We start from the raw sequence: 17626 nt of genomic DNA on the forward strand, positions 1-17626 counted from the left end.
CGCGACGCTAGTCCCCTTTGCGCTGCGCCCGCAGTCTTGAGAAATAGTCGTGACGTTTCTTCAACTCACGCTCAAACCCGCGCTCGACGGGTTTGTAAAGCTCGGGCCGCTCCATACCTTCGGGGAAATAGTTCTGCCCGGAAAACCCGTCTTCCTGATCGTGATCGTATTTGTAACCAGCGCCGAACCCCTGTTCTTTCATCAAACCGGTAGGCGCATTCAGGATATGCATCGGCGGCGGTTCGCTACCGGACCGACGGGCCAGTTCGCGCGCGGCTTTGTATCCCGCATAGGCTCCGTTCGATTTCGGTGCCAGCGCAAGATAAACGACCGCCTGTGCCAACGCCAGTTCGCCTTCGGGGCTGCCAATCCGTTCATAGACTTCCCAGGCATGCAGGGCGAGCGCCTGCGCCTGCGGATCGGCCAGGCTGATATCCTCCACCGCCATGATGGTCAGGCGACGGGCGATATAGCGGGGGTCCTCCCCCCCTTCCAGCATCCGCGCAAACCAATACAGCGCAGCATCCGGATCGGACCCGCGCACCGATTTGTGCAAGGCTGAGATTAGATTGTAATGCTCGTCCCCGGACTTGTCGTACTTTGCCGCACGCCGCATCAGGCGCTTGGCCAGCGTTTCCGGGTCCAGCGGATTGTCGACCGTCCACGCCGAGACCTGTTCGATCAGGTTCAGCAGCGCACGCCCATCCCCATCCGCCATTTCCTGCAGCGTCTCGCGCGCGGCGCCGGTCAAAGGCAGCGCCTTGCCCAGCTCTTTCTCAGCGCGCTGTGTGAGACGCTCCAGATCGCCAAGATCCAGCCGCTCCAGAATCAAGACCTGAGCGCGGCTGAGAACAGCAGCGTTCAACTCAAATGACGGGTTCTCGGTCGTTGCGCCGACCAGAAGGATCGTGCCGTCCTCCATATGAGGCAGGAACCCATCCTGCTGCGCTTTGTTGAAACGATGGATTTCATCCACGAACAGCAACGTCCCCTGCCCGTTCTGACGGCGGATTTTTGCGGCTTCAAAAACCCTTTTCAGATCAGGAACGCCGGTGAAAATCGCGCTGATCTGCACGAAATGCAGATCCGTTTCCTGGGCCAGCAATCGCGCGATCGTGGTTTTCCCAACACCCGGCGGCCCCCAGAAAATCAGGCTGGACAGGCTGCCCGCCGCCAGCATCACCCCTAAAGGCGCCTCGGGGCCCAGAACCTGTTCCTGTCCGATCACATCGCTTAGCACCTTGGGCCGCAACCTGTCGGCCAATGGCCGATGCGGGGCCTCGGTTGGCGCTGCGTCATTGGTATCGAACAGATCGCTCATCCCGTCACAACCGGAATCGCAGCGATACAGCCCGCCCACCCCGCTGCAGGTCGATTTGGACCCGTCGCGCAGGATCGGTAAGCGCTTCGGCCACATCCGCCGGCCTTTGGATCGTGGCCCCGTTGATCGCATTCACCACATCGCCCAATCGAAGGCCTGCACGCGCGCCGAACGGGCCCGGGTCGACCACAACCACGCCGGTCTGTGACAGCCCCAATCCCAGCCGTGTGATCATGTCGGGGTTTACGCGTGCCACCACCATTCCCGGCAAAACCGTTTGATCGTCCAGCTTGGTCTCTTCCGCTGCCGGTATCTGAGGGGCCTGAATCAGTGCGACATTGACCTCATCCTTATCGCTCCCCCGCAGCCGCGTCAGAGCCGAAGTCCCGCCAACGCCAGCAATCGACATGCGGAACTTCATTTCAGCGGGTGAGTTCACCTCTTTCCCATCGACATGGGTGACAACATCGCCAACCTGCAGCCCGGCCTCTCCCAACGGGCTGAGCGGATGCAGATCGGAAATCACTACACCCTGTGGCAATGTCATGCCCAGCGACTCGGCAATGTCGACGCTCATGTGCTGTCCGGCCATGCCCGCCCAGGGGCTGATGAAACGCTCATTCCCGGCGCGGGCTTGGTGCAGGTACTCAGCCACCAGATTGGCCGGTATGGCAAAACCGATCCCGTTCGACCCGCCCGACCGTGTCAGGATCGATGTGTTGATCCCGATCAGATCGCCATTCACGTCGATCAGAGCCCCACCAGAATTGCCGGGATTGATCGGAGCATCGGTCTGAATGAAGTAGCCCCGCGCGTTGCCTGTGGCAGTACCGGTTCGCGCCAGCCCCGAGATGATGCCCGACGATACTGTCTGCCCCACCCCGAAGGGGTTGCCGATGGCAAGAGCCAGCTCACCGACCTCGACATGATCCGAGTCGCGCAGCTTCAGAAACGGCAGGTCCTCCGCCTCATCCAGCCGCAGAATTGCGATATCGCTTTCCTTGTCCCCCAAGATCACGGTCGCAGAAAACTCGCGGCGGTCCGTCGTGACGACCCGGATCTCTGTGGCAGCCCCAACCACATGGTAGTTGGACACGACATAGCCATCATCTGATAGGATGACTCCCGATCCCAACGAGTTCTGCACCCGGGGCCGTGCGTTCCCAAAGCCGTTTCCAAAGAAGTCCCGAAAGAACGGGTCCGCAAACAGGGGATTGCTGCGCCCCTGACGCACGATCTTGGCATAGATGTTCACAACGGCGGGGGAGGCTTGTTTCACCACCGGGGCAAATCCAAGGCTGATCTCTGACTGGCTTTCCGGAACACGTGTTTCTGCTGTCGCTGGTACTGCACTCATCAACATCACAAGGGAACACATGATTCTCAGCATAACAAACCCTCCGGAAACCCTGCCAATCGGATATGCGGGGCAGATGGCGGGAATGCAAGCGGCTTGGCACCCTGACCGATGCACTTATCTAAGGCGATCGGTACCACATTAGGATACACTGAGTGCAATGTAGCAACCACCGAGGGAGGAACCTACATGCATCAGGATCGGGAACTGACCTTTGCGACGGCCCTTGCGTCTCATCATCAGGAACAGCAATTCACGCCAGACGAGCATGCGCACGAATATTACCAGACCTCGTTGCTGAGCGCGGTCATGCAGGGTGTTTATGACGGGACCGTTTCCATCGGGCAGTTGCTGGAACACGGAGATTTCGGTCTGGGCACATTTAACGCGCTGGACGGAGAAATGGTGGTTCTGGATGGCATTGCCTATCGCCTCGACGGGGATGGGAAAGCCTCGGTTGCGAGTGACAGCGCGCTAACCCCATACGCGGCGGTCATCAACTTCGAGCCCACGGTTTCGCTGTCCTTGGACGCATCAATAAACAAAGGAGGTTTTGAGGGCGAGCTGGATGCTATGGCCGAAGCGAAAAACCTGTTCTATGCGGTCCGCTTCACCGGTTTGATCAAGCACATTAAATATCGAAACGTCTTGCGGCAGGAACGGCCCTACAAGCCTTTGTTGGAGGTGGTAAAGACACAGGCCGAATTTGAACTGAATGATGTGAAGGGCACAATTCTCGGCTTCCGGTGCCCTGACTACGCAGTGGGTATCGGTGTGCCGGGATATCACCTGCATTTCATCTCGGATGATCGCACGACAGGGGGCCACGTATTGGATTACGTCCTGCACCGCGGGCAGGTGGAAATCGACCATACCTCATCGCTGCATCTTGAGCTTCCCGAGACCCAGGATTTCTCAGATGCCAATCTTTCGGCGGGTGCGTCAGCGGATGGAATTCTGAAAGCCGAGAGCAACTAGCGTAATTTCCTTCCCAAACGCCAGTCCGGATGGAACAAGACATCCAATTTCGGAAAACTCACAATACGCAAAAAGAAAACCCCCGCGCCTGGAGCACGGGGGTTAGGCCTCAGATTTGAGTGAGGCTTATTCCTCAGCTGCCTCTTCAGCGGCAACGCGGGCTTTGTCAGCCGCGCCTTTGGCGTCGACGTCACGATCAACGAATTCGATGATCGCCATCGGGGCCATATCGCCATAGCGGAAGCCAGCCTTCAGGATGCGGACATAACCGCCCTGACGCTCGGCGTAGCGGGGGCCCAGAACTTCGAACAGCTTTGCGACGTCTTTGTCTTCTTTCAGCTGTGCTGCGGCCTGACGGCGGGCGTGCAGGTCGCCGCGCTTGCCCAGAGTGACCAGCTTTTCGATGATCGGGCGCAGTTCCTTTGCCTTGGGCAGAGTCGTTTTGATTTGCTCATGTTCGATGAGCGAGCCAGCCATGTTCGCAAACAAAGCCTTGCGGTGCTCATGAGTACGGTTCAGGCGGCGGTAACCACGTGCGTGACGCATTTTTCAGTTCCTTCTTTCGCGTTTTGCTTTGTCTGGCCGGCGATGCGTGTCACCGGCTCTCCTTGGGGCGGAAGTGCCCGTTTTGTCCCCGGCAGTCCCGGGCATTTAGGAAGACGCGATTAGAACGCGTCTTCGAATTTTTTCGCCAGATCTTCGATGTTGTCGGGCGGCCAGTCCTCGACATCCATGCCGAGGTGCAGACCCATGCCGGACAGCACTTCTTTGATCTCGTTCAGCGACTTGCGGCCGAAGTTCGGAGTGCGCAGCATCTCGGCTTCGGTCTTCTGGATCAGATCGCCGATGTAAACGATGTTGTCGTTCTTCAGGCAGTTTGCCGAACGGACCGACAGTTCCAGCTCGTCCACTTTCTTCAGCAGCAGCGGGTTGAACTCCAAACCATCATCTTCGTCCTGGCGGCCAGCCGATTCCGGCTCGTCGAAGTTGACGAAGATCGACAGTTGATCCTGCAGGATACGTGCGGCAAAGGCCAGCGCGTCTTCCGGAGTGATCGAACCGTCAGTGTCGATCTTCAGGGTCAGCTTGTCATAGTCCAGAACCTGACCTTCACGGGTCGGCTGAACGTCATAGGCAACCTTTTTGACCGGCGAATAAATCGCGTCGATCGGGATCAGGCCGATGGGTGCATCTTCGGGCTTGTTCTTCTCAGCCGAGACGTAACCCTTGCCGGTGTTGACGGTCAGTTCCATGAACAGGTCAGCGCCATCGTCCAGGTGGCAGATGACGTGATCGCGGTTCAGAACCTCGATGCCAGCGCTTTCGCTGATGTCGCCTGCGGTGACAACTGCGGGCCCTTTGGCATTGATCGACAGGCGCTTGGGCCCTTCGACTTCCATGCGCAGCGAAACGCCTTTGAGGTTCAGGATGATGTCGGTGACGTCTTCACGTACACCTGCGACCGAGGAGAACTCGTGCAGGACGTTGTCGATCTGAACGCTGGTGATGGCCGCACCTTGCAGCGAGCTCATCAGAACGCGGCGCAGCGCGTTGCCCAGGGTCAGACCAAAGCCACGTTCCAGCGGCTCGGCAACCAGGGTTGCCTGACGTGCCGGATCGTTGCCCGGCTTGCCGTCAAGCTGGGTCGGCTTGATCAATTCTGCCCAATTCTTATGGATCATGTAATCCCTCCATTCCTGTCCGCGCCCCATGACCAACAAGGTGCAGACGCCCGAGGTTCAAAATGACGTGCTGGGGCCGCGCAAAAACGCAGCCCCAGCCAAATTCAAATTCGCTTAGACGCGGCGGCGCTTCGGCGGACGGCAACCGTTGTGAGCGATCGGAGTCACGTCGCGGATCGACGTGATGTTGAAGCCCACGGCAGCCAGCGCGCGCAGAGCCGATTCACGACCCGAACCGGGGCCCTGAACTTCGACTTCCAGCGTCTTGACGCCATGTTCCTGCGCCTTCTTGCCTGCATCTTCTGCAGCCATCTGAGCGGCGTAGGGGGTCGATTTCCGCGATCCCTTGAAGCCCATGGTACCGGCAGACGACCACGAAATGGCGTTGCCCTGTACGTCCGAGATCAGGATCTTGGTGTTGTTGAAGGTCGAGTTCACATGGGCGACGCCCGATGCGATGTTCTTACGCTCTTTGCGCTTAACGCGAGTCTTGTCACGTGCCATCGGTCAGACCCTCCCTTATTTCTTCTTACCAGCGATGGCCTTTGCGGGGCCTTTGCGGGTACGAGCATTGGTGTGGGTACGCTGACCGCGAACCGGCAGGTTGCGGCGGTGACGCAGACCGCGATAGCAGCCCAGGTCCATCAGACGCTTGACGTTCATCTGAACTTCACGACGCAGGTCACCTTCGACGGTGAAGTTTGCATCGATGTGCTCACGGATGGCCAGAACTTCGGCGTCGGACAGTTCGTTGACGCGACGGTGCGCTTCAATGCCTACGGCTTCGCAGATCGCTTTGGCCGAAGTGTTTCCGATACCGGTGATATATGTGAGGGCGATTGGTACCCGCTTTGCAGTCGGGATGTTTACGCCGGCAATACGTGCCACGTGTCACTTTCCTTTTCGTTGCGGTTCCGTAACTCCAGAACCTTTTTTCACAACGCTTTACCGTGGCAGTGCCGCCAGAGGGTTCAGCATTATTCGAGGTGGTCGGGGCATTTGGGACGAATCCCACATGCGGTCTTGATTCCCTTTAGGGATGGGGGTCGATATGGGCTTTTGGAGGGGCCGTCAAGCCCCAACCTGAACTCAGCCGAGAATGGCCTCTATCGAAGCCGTTACTTCTTCGATACTCGCCAGACCATTGACCGGCCGCAGATCGCCCTTGGCGTAGTAGTATCCAATCAGCGGAGACGTTTTCTTGTAGTACTCCATCAACCGGATACGTACGCTTTCTTCATTGTCATCCGCCCGCACGGGTTTACCGGCGGCGCGCGCCTCTTCGGCGCGATTGACGATGCGCTTGACCAGCGTTTCGTCGTCGACGCGCATTTCGATCACGGTGTGCAGCGACTGCCCGACCTTGGTCAGCAACGCGGCCAGCGCATCGGCCTGTGCCAGAGTGCGGGGGAAACCGTCAAAGATAAAACCCGCGCCCTTTTCAGTCATCAACTTCTCTTCGATCAGGCCGATCACGATCTCATCGGTGACCAGTTTGCCCGCGTCCATAATCGCCGCAACCTTCTGGCCCATTTCCGTACCCGAGGTCTTGGCCTCGCGCAGCATGTCACCGGTGCTGAGTTGCACCATACCTCGGGTTTCAACCAAGTGCTGCGCCTGCGTGCCTTTGCCCGCCCCCGGGGGCCCCAGAAGAATGATATTCATCGACGAGCAGCTCCCTTTCTGCCGCGTTTCTTGCTTTTGCCGCGCAGTTGGGACTTTTCAATCAGCCCTTCGTATTGGTGCGCCAGCAGGTGGCTCTGGACCTGTTGGATCGTGTCCATGGTCACAGAGACGATAATCAGCACGGACGTGCCGCCGAAATAGAACGGAATGGCAAACTGGCCCCGCAGGATTTCCGGCAGCAGACAGACCGCCGCCAGATAAGCCGAGCCAAGCACCAGCACGCGGTTGACCACGTATTCCAGATACTCGGCGGTTTTCTTGCCCGGACGGATACCCGGCACAAAACCGTTTTGCTTTTTCAGATTGTCCGCCACATCGTCCGGCTTGAACGACACGTTGAACGTGTAGAAATAGGCAAAAAACACGATCATCGACGCGAAGAACAGCAGGTATAGCGGCTGTCCGGGGCCAAAGTTGGCCAACAGCCACGACATGACCGGCCCGTTGGTCGCGCCCGACGAGAAGGTCGAGATCGTCACCGGCAGCAGCAGCAGCGAACTTGCAAAGATCGCCGGGATCACGCCCGCCGGGTTTACTTTGACCGGCAGGTGGCTCGAGCCACCCTCGTAGACTTTCATACCGGCCTGGCGGCGCGGATATTGGATGTGAATCTTGCGCAGAGCGCGCTCCATGAAGACCACAAAAGTGATAACGGCGATCACCATGACAATCACGCCAACGATGACGGCGGGGCTAATTGCGCCCGAGCGACCCGAGGCAAAGAACTGTGCGAGCGCCGCAGGAACCTCGGCAATGATGCCGACGAAGATGATCAGAGAGATACCGTTGCCGATGCCCCGCGCAGTGATCTGTTCACCCAGCCACATCAAGAACATGGTGCCGCCAACCAGCGTGATCATGGTCGAGAAACGGAAATACAGGCCCGGATCGGTTGCCAGATCGCCCGATTCAAGCGAAACAGCCAGACCATAGGCCTGAACAGTGGCCAATGCCACGGTGCCGAAACGGGTGTATTGGTTGATCTTCTTGCGCCCCTGCTCGCCCTCTTTCTTGAGTTGCTCAAGCGCGGGAACCATCGATGTCAGCAACTGCACGATGATCGAGGCCGAGATATAGGGCATGATGCCGAGGGCAAAGATACCCATCCGCCCCAGCGCCCCGCCGGTGAACATCGAAACCATGCCGCCGATGCCCTGCCCCGCCTGCTCCATGAACTCACGCAGTGCCTGCCCGTCAATCCCCGGCACCGGAATAAAGGTGCCCAGACGATAGACGATCAGCAATGCGAGCGTGAACAGGATGCGGTTGCGCAGATCGGTGGCTTTGCCCAAAGCAGCCCAGCTTGTGTTGGCTGCCATTTGTTCTGCTGCTGATACCATAAATCGGTCTCTCTTATGCAAACACCGCCCGGAACCGTTTTCCGGCTCGGGCGGCGTCTTGGAAAACTCTGAGGTCTATGTAAGCGGGTCTGCGCCCGCTCACAAGCGCTTACTCTGCCGCAGCAGCTTTTGTGACCGTCAGTGAGCCGCCTGCTTTCTCAACTGCCTCAACGGCAGCTTTCGAAGCACCGGTTACTTCCAGTTTCACTTTGGCGCTGATTTCGCCCTTGGCCAGAACGCGGATACCGTCCAGCTTGCGACGGACCAGACCGGAGGCAACCAGAGCGTCTTCGGTGATCGCTGCTTTGGCGTCCAGTTTCTTGGCGTCGATGAATTTCTGGATCAGGCCCAGGTTGATAACGGCGAATTCCTTGCGGTTTGGCTTGTTGAAGCCACGCTTGGGCAGGCGCTGGTACAGCGGCATCTGGCCGCCTTCGTAGCCATTGATAGCCACACCCGAACGGGATTTCTGGCCTTTGATACCACGGCCACCCATTTTACCTTTGCCGGAACCGGGGCCGCGGCCAACGCGAGTGCGTTTGGGGCTGGCGCCAGGATTGTCGCGCAATTCGTTCAGTTTCATGTCGCTTCTCCTAAGCCGGATGTGACCCCCGAAGCGTGATGGGCCAACCACGGCGTTTCTTGGTTTTGATTCTCGTGGACGGAAATCCACCGGAGCGCTCTACAGCGTTGTGCCCTTGGTTGCAAGGTTTGTTGTTGATTGCCGCCAAAAGCAAAAGAAGCGCCCGGATGGCGCCTCTTTCGTTGTGAGTGGTTTGGGTCTTACGAACAGTAAGCGTGATCGCGCGCGATATCCGCGATGTCGCAGCGGCGAATGCCGATATCGTCCAGTTCGCGATTGCTCAGACGCTGAAGTTCCCCATAGGTGCGGTTATACTCAGCGGCCCGGGCGCGGTTTTCTTTCACGCGCTCGATCAGGTTCGCGATGCGGGCAGTCAGATTGAAGCCGCCATGTGTCAGTGTAGCTGTATGTGCCATATCATTAATCCTTTCTGTACCGAGGCGTATTCCCCGGGCGTTTCCATTTGTTCCTTTGTGGACAAGGCTCAGATAGGAGTGTTCGATACCGCTAACAACGCGCGTTTTGGTCTAGCCGGTATGCGTTTAGTGAATGGCAAACGACCCGTGAAAATAGCGCCCTGACAAAGCCCGCAGCTTGAGCCAGACTAGTCTCATTTTTTGATGAGGTAACATATGTCGATATTGCACTTGTCCATCACCGCTTCAGATCCCGAGGATGTCGCGAAGTTTTTGGCTGAGATCATGGGCGGCGAAGCGATGCCATTTCCCCCATTCCCAGACTCGTGGATTGCATTTTCCGAGGCAGACAACGGGGCAGCAATTGAAGTATATCCGTCAACCCATACCCTGATCGCTGGCCCAGAACAGGTAAACTGCAAAGTCGGCGATACGGACCCTTCGCCGACATTCGCTCATGTCGCGCTTGGATCAGTCCTGTCGCAACAAGACCTACTCAACCAGGCTCACCAAAAAGGCTGGACAACCCGAGTGTGTAATCGCGGTCCGTTTGAGTGCGTTGAAATCTGGTTGGAAAACCGGGTCCTGGTCGAAGCTCTCGATAGTGACATGCAGCGCGACTACCGCGCGGGAATGACAATGAAGAATTGGGCAGCGATGTTTGGCTTCAGGCGCTAATCCGGCAGCTGTACCTCACAAAAAACGCCCCCGGCACTGCCGGAGGCGTTTCAATTCATTAAATCAACGCTTAGCCGCGCTCTTCGATGATCTCAACCAGATGCGGGATCTTGTTGACCATGCCGCGAACCGAAGGGGTATCTTCCAGTTCACGGGTCTTGTGCATCTTGTTCAGGCCCAGGCCGATCAGGGTTGCGCGCTGTTCGGCGGGGCGACGGATCGGGGAACCGATCTGCTTGACGACGATGGTTTTTGCCATGGGTCGCTCTCCTTATGCTTCTGCTTCAGCAGCAGCTGGTGCTTCGTCCCGCTTGGGCAGGATGTCAGCAACCTTTTTGCCACGACGTGCGGCAACCGAACGCGGGCTCTGCTCTTTCTGCAGGCCGTTGATGGTGGCGCGGATCATGTTGTACGGGTTCTGCGAGCCCAGCGACTTGGACACAACGTCCTTCACGCCCAGCATTTCAAACACGGCACGCATCGGACCACCGGCGATGATACCAGTACCTTCAGGTGCGGTGCGCATAACCACTTTACCGGCGCCGTGACGGCCTTCGATATCGTGGTGCAGGGTCCGACCTTCGCGCAGTTGCACGCGGATCATCTGACGCTTGGCTTGCTCAGTCGCCTTACGGATGGCCTCAGGTACTTCTTTCGCTTTACCCTTGCCAAAGCCCACGCGGCCTTTCTGATCGCCGACAACCACCAGAGCAGCGAAGCCAAAGCGCTTACCACCTTTTACGGTTTTCGACACGCGGTTGATTGCGACCAGGCGATCGGCAAATTCCGGTGCTTCTTCACGGTCGCGGCCACGGCCCCGACGGTTTTCACGTTCTGCCATCTTGGCATCCCTTTTCTCTAGAGGCGCTTGCGGCGCCGTTTTGTTCAATCCAAGTGAGCCCCAACTTTCGTCAGGGCTCCCGGATCATCGGGGCGGATCGAAACCCGCCCGCAAGTCTTAGATCTTCAGGCCACCTTCACGCGCAGCGTCGGCAACTGCCTTCACCTTGCCGTGGAACAGGAAGCCACCACGATCGAAATAGGCCTCTTCGACGCCTGCCTTCTTGGCACGCTCGGCGATGGCCGCGCCCACTTTGGTGGCCGCTTCGACGTTGTTCTTGCCAACAACACCCAGATCTTTTTCCAGGGTCGAGGCCGAGGCCAGGGTCACGCCACGAACGTCGTCGATCAACTGAACGCTGATGTTCTTGTTCGAACGGTGAACCGACAGGCGTACACGGCCTGCGTTGACTTTGCGAAGTTTGTTCCGAACGCGCAGGCGGCGCTTCAGAAACAGGGTTCTTTTGCTGTTTGCCATTGTCTGCGTCCTTACTTCTTCTTGCCTTCCTTGCGGAAGATGAACTCGCCCTTATAGCGGATGCCCTTGCCTTTGTACGGCTCGGGACGGCGCCATTCGCGGATTTTGGCCGCGACTTCGCCCACCTGCTGCTGGTCGATACCTTCCACAACGATCTCTGTCTGCTTCGGCGCGGTGATGGTGACACCTTCCGGAGCAGTGAAATCAACATCGTGGCTGTAGCCCAGGTTCAGCTTCAGGGTGTTGCCCTGCATCTGAGCCCGGTAACCAACACCCTGGATCTCCAGCTCTTTTTTGAAGCCCCGAGTTACACCGGTTACCAGGTTGGCAACCATGGTGCGGCTCATGCCCCACTGCTGGCGGGCACGCTTGGACATGCCGCGAGGGTCGATCTTGACCACATTGTCTTCAACCGACAGCGTAACGTCGTCGGTGGCGGTGAAGCTGCGGGTGCCTTTCGGACCTTTAACTTCGATGGTCTGACCCGACACAGAGGCGGTAACGCCGCTGGGCAGCTCGACCGGTTTTTTACCAATACGAGACATTGCAGACCTCCTTAGAAGACGGTGCAGAGCACTTCGCCGCCAACATTGTTGGAGCGAGCGTTTGCGTCCGACATCACACCTTTCGGAGTGCTGACAATCGACACGCCCAGACCCTGACGGACCTGCGGGATGTCATTGACGCCCATGTACACGCGACGACCGGGTTTCGAGACCCGCTTCAGTTCGCGAATAACAGGGGTGCCTTCGTAGTATTTCAGGCTGATTTCGATGGCCGGATGACCGTTTTCACCGGTCGTCTTTTCATAGCCACGGATGTAACCTTCGTCCGCCAGCACGTCCAGAACCCAACCGCGCAGCTTGGATGCCGGGGTGGAAACGGTGGACTTGCCGCGCATTTGCGCGTTGCGGATACGGGTGAGCATATCGCCGATAGGATCATTCATATCTATGTCTCCCTTACCAGCTCGATTTCACCATGCCGGGGATCTGACCAGCAGAACCCAGCTCGCGCAGCGCGATACGGCTGACCTTCAGCTTACGGTAGTAAGCGTGGGGACGACCGGTCAGCTGACAGCGGTTGTGCAGACGGGTAGCCGAGCTGTTGCGCGGCAGTTTCGCCAGTTTCAGACGCGCTTTGAAGCGCTCTTCCATCGGCTTGCTCTCGTCATTCGCGATTTCTTTCAGCTCGGCACGCTTTGCGGCATATTTGGCCACCAGGCGTTCGCGCTTCTTCTCGCGTTCGATCATTGCTTTTTTAGCCATGTCTCAATCCTCCCGGCGCTTACGCGTTGAACGGCATGTTGAATGCTTTCAACAGTGCCTTTGCTTCAGCGTCGGTGTTCGCTGTGGTGGTGATTACGATGTCCAGGCCCCAGACTTCGTCGACCTTGTCGAAGTCAATCTCGGGGAACACGATGTGCTCTTTCATGCCCATGGCAAAGTTGCCACGACCATCAAAAGACGGCTTCACACCGCGGAAGTCACGAACGCGAGGCATCGCGATGGTGATCAGACGATCCAGGAATTCGTACATCCGGTCACCGCGCAGGGTCACTTTCGCACCCAGCGGCATGTCTTCACGGACGCGGAAACCCGCGATCGACTTCTTCGCCTTGGTTGCAACGGCCTGCTGGCCAGCAATTGCAGTCAGATCCTCGACAGCAGCTTTCGCTTTCTTCGAGTCTTTGACGGCTTCAGCACCACAACCGATGTTCAGAACGATTTTTTCCAGCTTGGGCAGCTGCATGTCGTTCTTGTAGCCGAACTCTTCTTTCAGAGCGGCACGGATGGTTTCAGCGTACTGAGCTTTCAGACGCGGGGTATAGTTTGCGGTATCAAGCATCGATCACGTCCCCCGTGGTCTTGGCGAAGCGCACTTTCTTGTCACCTTCCATGCGGAAGCCAACGCGGGTTGCTTTGCCGTTCTTGTCCAGCAGAGCCAGGTTCGACAGCTCGATCGGGTTTGCCTGAGGCAGGCGACCACCTTGCGAGTTCTGGGTCTGGCGGGTGTGGCGGATGGCAATGTTGATGCCGTCGACAACAGCTTTACCGGCTTTCGGGTCAACCGAGGTGATAGTCCCCTCTTTGCCCTTGTCCTTGCCGGCCAGCACGACGACCTTGTCGCCTTTGCGGAGTTTAGCAGCCATGATTACAGCACCTCCGGAGCCAGCGAGATGATTTTCATGAAGTTCTTGCCACGCAGTTCACGAACAACGGGGCCAAAGATACGGGTACCTACAGGCTCATTGTTGTTGTTCAGGATGACGGCGGCGTTGCGATCGAAACGGATCGCGGTGCCGTCTTCGCGACGGACTTCTTTGGCGGTGCGTACGACGACGGCCTTGCGGACGTCACCTTTCTTTACGCGGCCGCGCGGGATGGCTTCCTTCACCGAGACGACAATGATGTCGCCGACGGAGGCGTATTTACGCTTGGAACCACCCAGGACCTTGATGCACTGAACTCGGCGTGCGCCGGAGTTGTCAGCGACATCCAGATTGGTCTGCATCTGGATCATGTGGTTTCTCCCGACCTGTGGGGGCTGGTCTTGTTAGATCCCCCAGGGTTTCGACAAATGGGAAAATCCTGGGGGCTTACGCCTCCAGAACTTCCCAACGTTTCGTCTTCGATTTCGGCGCGCATTCGATGATGCGGACTGTGTCGCCGACCTTGAAGGCGTTCTTTTCATCGTGAGCCCGGTATTTCTTGGACTTACGGATGGTTTTCTTCAGAACCGGATGCGTAAAGCGGCGCTCGACGGATACGGTTACAGTCTGTTCGTTTGCATCGCTGGTTACGGTGCCGGAAAGGATACGCTTGGGCATCTGATTACTCCTCGGATGCCGCAGCAGCGGCCTTTTCGTTCAGAATGGTTTTGACACGGGCAGCATTGCGGCGGGCCGCTTTGATGCCGGCTGTGTTTTCCAGCTGACCGGTTGCCTGTTGAAAGCGCAGGTTAAAGCTTTCTTTCTTCAGGTTGGCCAGTTCCTCGCGGAGCTGGTCCGGGGTCTTGTCACGCAGTTCTTGGGCGTTCATCGCCTTTTTCCTTTGCTCAAAACACCAGAAGGCCCCGTACACGGGTCACCTTTGACCTGGTGGATGAATGATAGACATACGAATCGCCCGACAACGCCGGGAGACCGCAGGATGCCGCCGTATAAGGGTTTGGGGGGTGGGTGGCAAGAGGAAGTTTGGTGACTAACCTTCCACCGCTGTTTTACGCCCAAAAGGATTCTGATACACTCTATTGGATAACACGACACTGCATTTTCGAGTACCCTATCATGGCAGACGTTCAACCCTCAGAATCGCTATTCAAAAAGAAGAATAACGGAACTAAAGTTAGGCTCAATTTTCGAGAACTTGAGCGCGAGCTTCCCGAACTAGCCGGTAGAATAACCATACTACGCGCACGAATTATCGAACTCGAACACAACTTCTTTAGAGACAGCAAATGGGCTCTAGATCGCTTTAACGTTATCGCGATTTCGACCCTTGTTTTCCCTATGTTTGCAACGGTATTGACTGCGATTTTTGCGCTCGGCAAAAATCCTGGTCTTGGCGCAGGTTGGCCTATCTCGATCGCATTGACGGCTTTAGGCACTATGGTTGCCGCATCGGGTCATGCATTCGGTTGGCATAAACGCTACAAAGCAATGCTTGTCGCGAAGTGGCGGATGACAGCGCTTAGAACCGCGATAGACCAATACCTAGCCGATGCCGCGTTGGCTCATAGAATGAGCGAAGGAACCGCGAAAGTCGATTGGAAAGACTTTTCTGGTGTCGTTCAGACTTGGGTGGATCAATTTCAAGAGATTCTAGCGGAATTTGGGAATGAGTATGGCTCTGCTATTTCTACACCCGCGCCAGCTAAACCCAAAGCAGTTAGTCCCAGCGGTAATTAAAACTCACCGAAATCCGCTCTTCCTCGGCCATGTTCAGCGGCACCTCGTGGCGCAGCCAGCTTTCCCACAGCAGGACATCGCCCACCTGCGGTTTCATATAGATGAACGGCTGCAAATCCCGGCGACCACCTTTGAGCCGCGTCGGCGCGGCCATCATGCGGCCAGAACGGGGGTCTTCCAGTTTCAACGCACTCGCCCCTTCGGGCATGGCCACATAGGTCGTACCCGAGATCACACTGTGCGGGTGCAGGTGGCTGGAATGCATGCCGCCCTCGGGCAGGATGTTGATCCACAGGTCTTCCAGCTTCAATTCTCCCTCGCCCAGATCGAACTCCAGATCCTTGGCAAAGGCCGCGACATGCTGGTCCAGTGCTTTGACCAGATCGGCGAAGATCGGGAACCGCCAGGGCAGATCGGTCAACGAAGCATAGCTGGTGTAGCCGGGATAGCCGTTTTCTTCACACCAGTCCTGCCCGGCCTCATCATCCTCGGCGATGACAAGGCAAGAGTTTTCCAACTCATCCGCGTCGATCTTGGGATCGAACTCGGACAAAGCTGCGCGATAGAGACGGGTAACGAAGAGTGATTCAATCTGAGGCATGGCTCATCTCTTAGACCAGCCTCAATCAGAAGGCGATGGGTGATTTGCGAGGCTCTGCCTCGCGCTCCGGGATATTTGGGACCAGATGAAGTACGGATCCCCTGCTTCATCTGGCTATAAATATCCCGGGGGAGTCGCGGCTTGCCGCGGCGGGGGCAGAGCCCCCAAGAAACAAACCCCCGCCAGTTTCCCGACGGGGGTCAATCTTGTCACGAACGGGGTTTCCCCCCAATCGCTTACCAGTCTTCGCGCAATACGACGCGGGTCTTGACCGGCAGCTTCATCGCCGCCAGGCGCAGGGCCTCGCGGGCGATGTCGTCATTGACGCCGTCAATCTCGAACATCACGCGGCCAGGCTTGACCTTGCAAACCCAACGGTCGACCGAACCTTTACCTTTACCCATACGAACTTCGATCGGCTTTGCAGTGACCGGAGTGTCGGGGAAGATGCGGATCCAGACACGGCCCTGACGCTTCATGTGACGCGTCATGGCACGACGTGCAGCTTCGATCTGGCGTGCGGTTACACGCTCAGGCTCAAGAGCTTTCAGGCCGTAGGTGCCAAAGTTCAGATCAGAGCCGCCTTTGGCTTCGCCCTTGATCCGGCCTTTGTGCATCTTGCGGAATTTAGTACGCTTTGGTTGAAGCATATCTTTCCCTCCTTAGCGACGACCGCCACCAGCACCACGAGGTGCAGGGCCGTCTTGGAGTTCCTGTGCTTTACGGTCACGTGCCTGCGGATCGTGCTCCATGATCTCACCTTTGAAGATCCAGACCTTGATCCCGATGATCCCGTAAGGAGTCATCGCTTCGGCATGTGCGTAATCGATGTCGGCACGCAGAGTGTGCAGAGGCACGCGGCCTTCGCGGTACCACTCGGTCCGTGCGATCTCGGCGCCGCCCAGACGACCCGCGACGTTCACCCGGATACCAAGGGCGCCCATGCGCATGGCGTTCTGAACCGAGCGCTTCATGGCGCGACGGAACGAAACACGACGTTCCAGCTGCTGAGCGATGGACTCGGCAACCAGTTGCGCGTCAAGCTCGGGCTTGCGCACTTCGACGATGTTCAGGTGCAGTTCGCTGTCGGTCATGCGAGCAAGCTTTTTGCGCAGAACTTCGATGTCTGCACCTTTCTTGCCGATGATGACACCGGGACGTGCAGTGTGGATCGTAACGCGGCACTTTTTGTGCGGACGTTCGATGATCACACGGGCAACACCGGCCTGCTTGCACTCTTTGTTGATGAACTCACGGATCTTGAGGTCTTCCAGCAGAAGATCACCGTAGTCCTTGGTGTCGGCGTACCAGCGGCTGTCCCAGGTGCGGTTGACCTGCAGGCGCATGCCGATCGGATTTACTTTATGACCCATTAGGCTTGCTCCTCAACTTGACGCACCTTGATGGTGATCTCCGAGAACGGCTTCATGATTGCACCAAACCGACCACGTGCACGCGGGCGGCCGCGCTTCATGACCAGGTTCTTGCCAACCCATGCTTCGGCGACGATTAGTTCGTCAACGTCCAGGTTGTGGTTGTTCTCGGCGTTGGCGATTGCGGACTGCAGGCACTTCTTGACGTCCTGCGCGACACGCTTGTTGCTGAAAGTCAGGTCGGTCAGAGCCTTCTCAACTTTCTTGCCGCGGATCATTTGCGCAACCAGGTTCAGTTTCTGCGGGCTGGTGCGAAGCATGCGGGTTTTCGCCATTGCTTCGTTTTCAGCCACGCGGCGGGGGTTCTTTTCCTTGCCCATGAC

The 17626-nt window shown here is 57.5% G+C and carries 28 protein-coding genes; 3 read left to right on the forward strand and 25 right to left on the reverse strand.

Translation table 11 applies throughout. From position 1 onward, the window contains the following. Window positions 1-7: 7 nt before the first annotated feature. Together ACP0GE_RS08510 and ACP0GE_RS08515 are read right to left on the reverse strand one after the other, a co-directional pair. Window positions 8-1321: a replication-associated recombination protein A gene (locus ACP0GE_RS08510; RefSeq protein WP_424831546.1), complete on the reverse strand. Its 1314-nt coding sequence runs from the start codon at window positions 1319-1321 to the stop codon at window positions 8-10. Window positions 1322-1325: 4 nt separating this feature from the next. Then, a complete protein-coding gene (locus ACP0GE_RS08515; protein WP_424833827.1) occupies window positions 1326-2684 on the reverse strand; it encodes a trypsin-like peptidase domain-containing protein in 1359 nt (452 codons plus the stop codon). 183 nt (window positions 2685-2867) lie between these two features. Between ACP0GE_RS08515 and budA the strand changes: the two genes are divergently transcribed. Continuing rightward, window positions 2868-3656 carry an acetolactate decarboxylase gene (gene budA / locus ACP0GE_RS08520; RefSeq protein ID WP_424831547.1) on the forward strand — a complete coding sequence of 263 codons (789 nt, stop codon included), beginning with the start codon at window positions 2868-2870 and terminating at the stop codon, window positions 3654-3656. 126 nt (window positions 3657-3782) lie between these two features. On the opposite strand, the gene rplQ is transcribed toward budA, so the two are convergent. From rplQ to ACP0GE_RS08560, 8 genes are all read right to left on the reverse strand, one after another. Then, a complete protein-coding gene (gene rplQ, locus ACP0GE_RS08525; protein WP_170334079.1) occupies window positions 3783-4202 on the reverse strand; it encodes a 50S ribosomal protein L17 in 420 nt (139 codons plus the stop codon). Between the two features lie 119 nt (window positions 4203-4321). Beyond that, the gene (locus ACP0GE_RS08530) at window positions 4322-5338 is read right to left on the reverse strand and encodes a DNA-directed RNA polymerase subunit alpha (protein WP_010437127.1); all 1017 of its coding nucleotides are present in this window, start codon (window positions 5336-5338) and stop codon (window positions 4322-4324) included. 114 nt (window positions 5339-5452) lie between these two features. Continuing rightward, the gene (gene rpsK / locus ACP0GE_RS08535) at window positions 5453-5842 is read right to left on the reverse strand and encodes a 30S ribosomal protein S11 (RefSeq protein ID WP_008757289.1); all 390 of its coding nucleotides are present in this window, start codon (window positions 5840-5842) and stop codon (window positions 5453-5455) included. Window positions 5843-5857: 15 nt separating this feature from the next. Then, complete coding sequence (gene rpsM, locus ACP0GE_RS08540; RefSeq protein ID WP_008757392.1) at window positions 5858-6226, reverse strand: 30S ribosomal protein S13; 369 nt, start codon at window positions 6224-6226, stop codon at window positions 5858-5860. A gap of 201 nt (window positions 6227-6427) precedes the next feature. After that, complete coding sequence (locus tag ACP0GE_RS08545) at window positions 6428-7003, reverse strand: adenylate kinase (protein ID WP_424831548.1); 576 nt, start codon at window positions 7001-7003, stop codon at window positions 6428-6430. Next, complete coding sequence (gene secY, locus ACP0GE_RS08550; protein ID WP_424831549.1) at window positions 7000-8364, reverse strand: preprotein translocase subunit SecY; 1365 nt, start codon at window positions 8362-8364, stop codon at window positions 7000-7002. The genes ACP0GE_RS08545 and secY overlap by 4 nt, the downstream gene beginning before the upstream one ends. A 109-nt stretch (window positions 8365-8473) precedes the next feature. Then, window positions 8474-8947, reverse strand: a complete 474-nt coding sequence (gene rplO / locus ACP0GE_RS08555) for a 50S ribosomal protein L15 (protein ID WP_424831550.1) — start codon at window positions 8945-8947, stop codon at window positions 8474-8476. Between the two features lie 200 nt (window positions 8948-9147). After that, window positions 9148-9363 carry a DUF1127 domain-containing protein gene (locus tag ACP0GE_RS08560; RefSeq protein WP_424831551.1) on the reverse strand — a complete coding sequence of 72 codons (216 nt, stop codon included), beginning with the start codon at window positions 9361-9363 and terminating at the stop codon, window positions 9148-9150. 216 nt (window positions 9364-9579) lie between these two features. Between ACP0GE_RS08560 and ACP0GE_RS08565 the strand changes: the two genes are divergently transcribed. Next, on the forward strand, window positions 9580-10041 hold the full coding sequence (locus ACP0GE_RS08565) for a VOC family protein (protein ID WP_424831552.1): 462 nt from the start codon (window positions 9580-9582) through the stop codon (window positions 10039-10041). Window positions 10042-10111: 70 nt separating this feature from the next. On the opposite strand, the gene rpmD is transcribed toward ACP0GE_RS08565, so the two are convergent. The 11 genes from rpmD to rpmC form a co-directional block, all read right to left on the reverse strand. After that, the gene (rpmD, locus tag ACP0GE_RS08570; protein ID WP_008757946.1) at window positions 10112-10300 is read right to left on the reverse strand and encodes a 50S ribosomal protein L30; all 189 of its coding nucleotides are present in this window, start codon (window positions 10298-10300) and stop codon (window positions 10112-10114) included. Between the two features lie 12 nt (window positions 10301-10312). Beyond that, the gene (gene rpsE, locus ACP0GE_RS08575; protein ID WP_155148691.1) at window positions 10313-10882 is read right to left on the reverse strand and encodes a 30S ribosomal protein S5; all 570 of its coding nucleotides are present in this window, start codon (window positions 10880-10882) and stop codon (window positions 10313-10315) included. A 117-nt stretch (window positions 10883-10999) separates the two neighbouring features. Further along, a complete protein-coding gene (gene rplR / locus ACP0GE_RS08580; protein ID WP_039523386.1) occupies window positions 11000-11359 on the reverse strand; it encodes a 50S ribosomal protein L18 in 360 nt (119 codons plus the stop codon). An 11-nt stretch (window positions 11360-11370) separates the two neighbouring features. Then, window positions 11371-11904 carry a 50S ribosomal protein L6 gene (gene rplF, locus ACP0GE_RS08585; protein ID WP_424831553.1) on the reverse strand — a complete coding sequence of 178 codons (534 nt, stop codon included), beginning with the start codon at window positions 11902-11904 and terminating at the stop codon, window positions 11371-11373. An 11-nt stretch (window positions 11905-11915) separates the two neighbouring features. Next, the gene (gene rpsH / locus ACP0GE_RS08590; RefSeq protein ID WP_068340741.1) at window positions 11916-12308 is read right to left on the reverse strand and encodes a 30S ribosomal protein S8; all 393 of its coding nucleotides are present in this window, start codon (window positions 12306-12308) and stop codon (window positions 11916-11918) included. 13 nt (window positions 12309-12321) lie between these two features. After that, complete coding sequence (gene rpsN, locus ACP0GE_RS08595) at window positions 12322-12627, reverse strand: 30S ribosomal protein S14 (protein WP_010437098.1); 306 nt, start codon at window positions 12625-12627, stop codon at window positions 12322-12324. A gap of 19 nt (window positions 12628-12646) precedes the next feature. Next, window positions 12647-13207, reverse strand: coding sequence for a 50S ribosomal protein L5 (gene rplE, locus ACP0GE_RS08600; RefSeq protein WP_424831554.1), 561 nt, complete (start codon window positions 13205-13207; stop codon window positions 12647-12649). Further along, a complete protein-coding gene (gene rplX, locus ACP0GE_RS08605) occupies window positions 13200-13511 on the reverse strand; it encodes a 50S ribosomal protein L24 (RefSeq protein ID WP_170440482.1) in 312 nt (103 codons plus the stop codon). The genes rplE and rplX overlap by 8 nt, the downstream gene beginning before the upstream one ends. Before the next feature lie 2 nt (window positions 13512-13513). Then, window positions 13514-13882 carry a 50S ribosomal protein L14 gene (rplN, locus tag ACP0GE_RS08610; protein WP_008757934.1) on the reverse strand — a complete coding sequence of 123 codons (369 nt, stop codon included), beginning with the start codon at window positions 13880-13882 and terminating at the stop codon, window positions 13514-13516. A gap of 76 nt (window positions 13883-13958) precedes the next feature. Next, the gene (rpsQ, locus tag ACP0GE_RS08615; protein WP_008757253.1) at window positions 13959-14189 is read right to left on the reverse strand and encodes a 30S ribosomal protein S17; all 231 of its coding nucleotides are present in this window, start codon (window positions 14187-14189) and stop codon (window positions 13959-13961) included. A 4-nt stretch (window positions 14190-14193) separates the two neighbouring features. Next, complete coding sequence (gene rpmC / locus ACP0GE_RS08620) at window positions 14194-14400, reverse strand: 50S ribosomal protein L29 (RefSeq protein ID WP_010437082.1); 207 nt, start codon at window positions 14398-14400, stop codon at window positions 14194-14196. A 248-nt stretch (window positions 14401-14648) separates the two neighbouring features. Between rpmC and ACP0GE_RS08625 the strand changes: the two genes are divergently transcribed. Continuing rightward, window positions 14649-15269 (forward strand): hypothetical protein, encoded by a 621-nt coding sequence (locus tag ACP0GE_RS08625; RefSeq protein ID WP_424831555.1) that lies wholly within the window; start codon window positions 14649-14651, stop codon window positions 15267-15269. Here ACP0GE_RS08625 and ACP0GE_RS08630 read toward each other — a convergent pair. From ACP0GE_RS08630 to rplV, 4 genes are all read right to left on the reverse strand, one after another. Further along, window positions 15250-15870, reverse strand: a complete 621-nt coding sequence (locus tag ACP0GE_RS08630) for a 2OG-Fe(II) oxygenase family protein (RefSeq protein ID WP_424831556.1) — start codon at window positions 15868-15870, stop codon at window positions 15250-15252. The two genes, ACP0GE_RS08625 and ACP0GE_RS08630, sit on opposite strands and share 20 nt — an antisense overlap. 236 nt (window positions 15871-16106) lie before the next feature. Next, complete coding sequence (gene rplP / locus ACP0GE_RS08635; RefSeq protein WP_424831557.1) at window positions 16107-16520, reverse strand: 50S ribosomal protein L16; 414 nt, start codon at window positions 16518-16520, stop codon at window positions 16107-16109. A 12-nt stretch (window positions 16521-16532) separates the two neighbouring features. Beyond that, window positions 16533-17243 carry a 30S ribosomal protein S3 gene (gene rpsC, locus ACP0GE_RS08640; RefSeq protein ID WP_008758042.1) on the reverse strand — a complete coding sequence of 237 codons (711 nt, stop codon included), beginning with the start codon at window positions 17241-17243 and terminating at the stop codon, window positions 16533-16535. After that, a complete protein-coding gene (gene rplV / locus ACP0GE_RS08645) occupies window positions 17243-17623 on the reverse strand; it encodes a 50S ribosomal protein L22 (RefSeq protein WP_155148675.1) in 381 nt (126 codons plus the stop codon). The genes rpsC and rplV overlap by 1 nt, the downstream gene beginning before the upstream one ends. Window positions 17624-17626 lie beyond the last annotated feature (3 nt).

Origin of the sequence: Ruegeria sp. (assembly GCF_965243365.1) — a bacterium.
GTDB lineage: Bacteria > Pseudomonadota > Alphaproteobacteria > Rhodobacterales > Rhodobacteraceae > Ruegeria.

Bases quoted from the DNA above. Each gene is read 5' to 3' on its own strand.
- rplR (WP_039523386.1), bottom strand. From the start codon at position 11,359: ATGGCAAACAGCAAAAGAACCCTGTTTCTGAAGCGCCGCCTGCGCGTT.
- rpmD (WP_008757946.1), bottom strand. From the start codon at position 10,300: ATGGCAAAAACCATCGTCGTCAAGCAGATCGGTTCCCCGATCCGTCGC.
- rplP (WP_424831557.1), bottom strand. From the start codon at position 16,520: ATGCTTCAACCAAAGCGTACTAAATTCCGCAAGATGCACAAAGGCCGG.
- rplV (WP_155148675.1), bottom strand. From the start codon at position 17,623: ATGGGCAAGGAAAAGAACCCCCGCCGCGTGGCTGAAAACGAAGCAATG.
- rplE (WP_424831554.1), bottom strand. From the start codon at position 13,207: ATGCTTGATACCGCAAACTATACCCCGCGTCTGAAAGCTCAGTACGCT.
- rplX (WP_170440482.1), bottom strand. From the start codon at position 13,511: ATGGCTGCTAAACTCCGCAAAGGCGACAAGGTCGTCGTGCTGGCCGGC.
- rpmC (WP_010437082.1), bottom strand. From the start codon at position 14,400: ATGAACGCCCAAGAACTGCGTGACAAGACCCCGGACCAGCTCCGCGAG.
- budA (WP_424831547.1), top strand. From the start codon at position 2,868: ATGCATCAGGATCGGGAACTGACCTTTGCGACGGCCCTTGCGTCTCAT.
- rpsQ (WP_008757253.1), bottom strand. From the start codon at position 14,189: ATGCCCAAGCGTATCCTTTCCGGCACCGTAACCAGCGATGCAAACGAA.
- rpsH (WP_068340741.1), bottom strand. From the start codon at position 12,308: ATGAATGATCCTATCGGCGATATGCTCACCCGTATCCGCAACGCGCAA.
- rpsK (WP_008757289.1), bottom strand. From the start codon at position 5,842: ATGGCACGTGACAAGACTCGCGTTAAGCGCAAAGAGCGTAAGAACATC.
- ACP0GE_RS08630 (WP_424831556.1), bottom strand. From the start codon at position 15,870: ATGCCTCAGATTGAATCACTCTTCGTTACCCGTCTCTATCGCGCAGCT.
- ACP0GE_RS08625 (WP_424831555.1), top strand. From the start codon at position 14,649: ATGGCAGACGTTCAACCCTCAGAATCGCTATTCAAAAAGAAGAATAAC.
- rplF (WP_424831553.1), bottom strand. From the start codon at position 11,904: ATGTCTCGTATTGGTAAAAAACCGGTCGAGCTGCCCAGCGGCGTTACC.
- rplN (WP_008757934.1), bottom strand. From the start codon at position 13,882: ATGATCCAGATGCAGACCAATCTGGATGTCGCTGACAACTCCGGCGCA.
- ACP0GE_RS08515 (WP_424833827.1), bottom strand. From the start codon at position 2,684: ATGTTGATGAGTGCAGTACCAGCGACAGCAGAAACACGTGTTCCGGAA.
- secY (WP_424831549.1), bottom strand. From the start codon at position 8,364: ATGGTATCAGCAGCAGAACAAATGGCAGCCAACACAAGCTGGGCTGCT.
- rpsC (WP_008758042.1), bottom strand. From the start codon at position 17,243: ATGGGTCATAAAGTAAATCCGATCGGCATGCGCCTGCAGGTCAACCGC.
- ACP0GE_RS08530 (WP_010437127.1), bottom strand. From the start codon at position 5,338: ATGATCCATAAGAATTGGGCAGAATTGATCAAGCCGACCCAGCTTGAC.
- rpsN (WP_010437098.1), bottom strand. From the start codon at position 12,627: ATGGCTAAAAAAGCAATGATCGAACGCGAGAAGAAGCGCGAACGCCTG.
- rpsE (WP_155148691.1), bottom strand. From the start codon at position 10,882: ATGGCAGAACGTGAAAACCGTCGGGGCCGTGGCCGCGACCGTGAAGAA.
- ACP0GE_RS08560 (WP_424831551.1), bottom strand. From the start codon at position 9,363: ATGGCACATACAGCTACACTGACACATGGCGGCTTCAATCTGACTGCC.
- ACP0GE_RS08510 (WP_424831546.1), bottom strand. From the start codon at position 1,321: ATGAGCGATCTGTTCGATACCAATGACGCAGCGCCAACCGAGGCCCCG.
- rplQ (WP_170334079.1), bottom strand. From the start codon at position 4,202: ATGCGTCACGCACGTGGTTACCGCCGCCTGAACCGTACTCATGAGCAC.
- ACP0GE_RS08565 (WP_424831552.1), top strand. From the start codon at position 9,580: ATGTCGATATTGCACTTGTCCATCACCGCTTCAGATCCCGAGGATGTC.
- rplO (WP_424831550.1), bottom strand. From the start codon at position 8,947: ATGAAACTGAACGAATTGCGCGACAATCCTGGCGCCAGCCCCAAACGC.
- ACP0GE_RS08545 (WP_424831548.1), bottom strand. From the start codon at position 7,003: ATGAATATCATTCTTCTGGGGCCCCCGGGGGCGGGCAAAGGCACGCAG.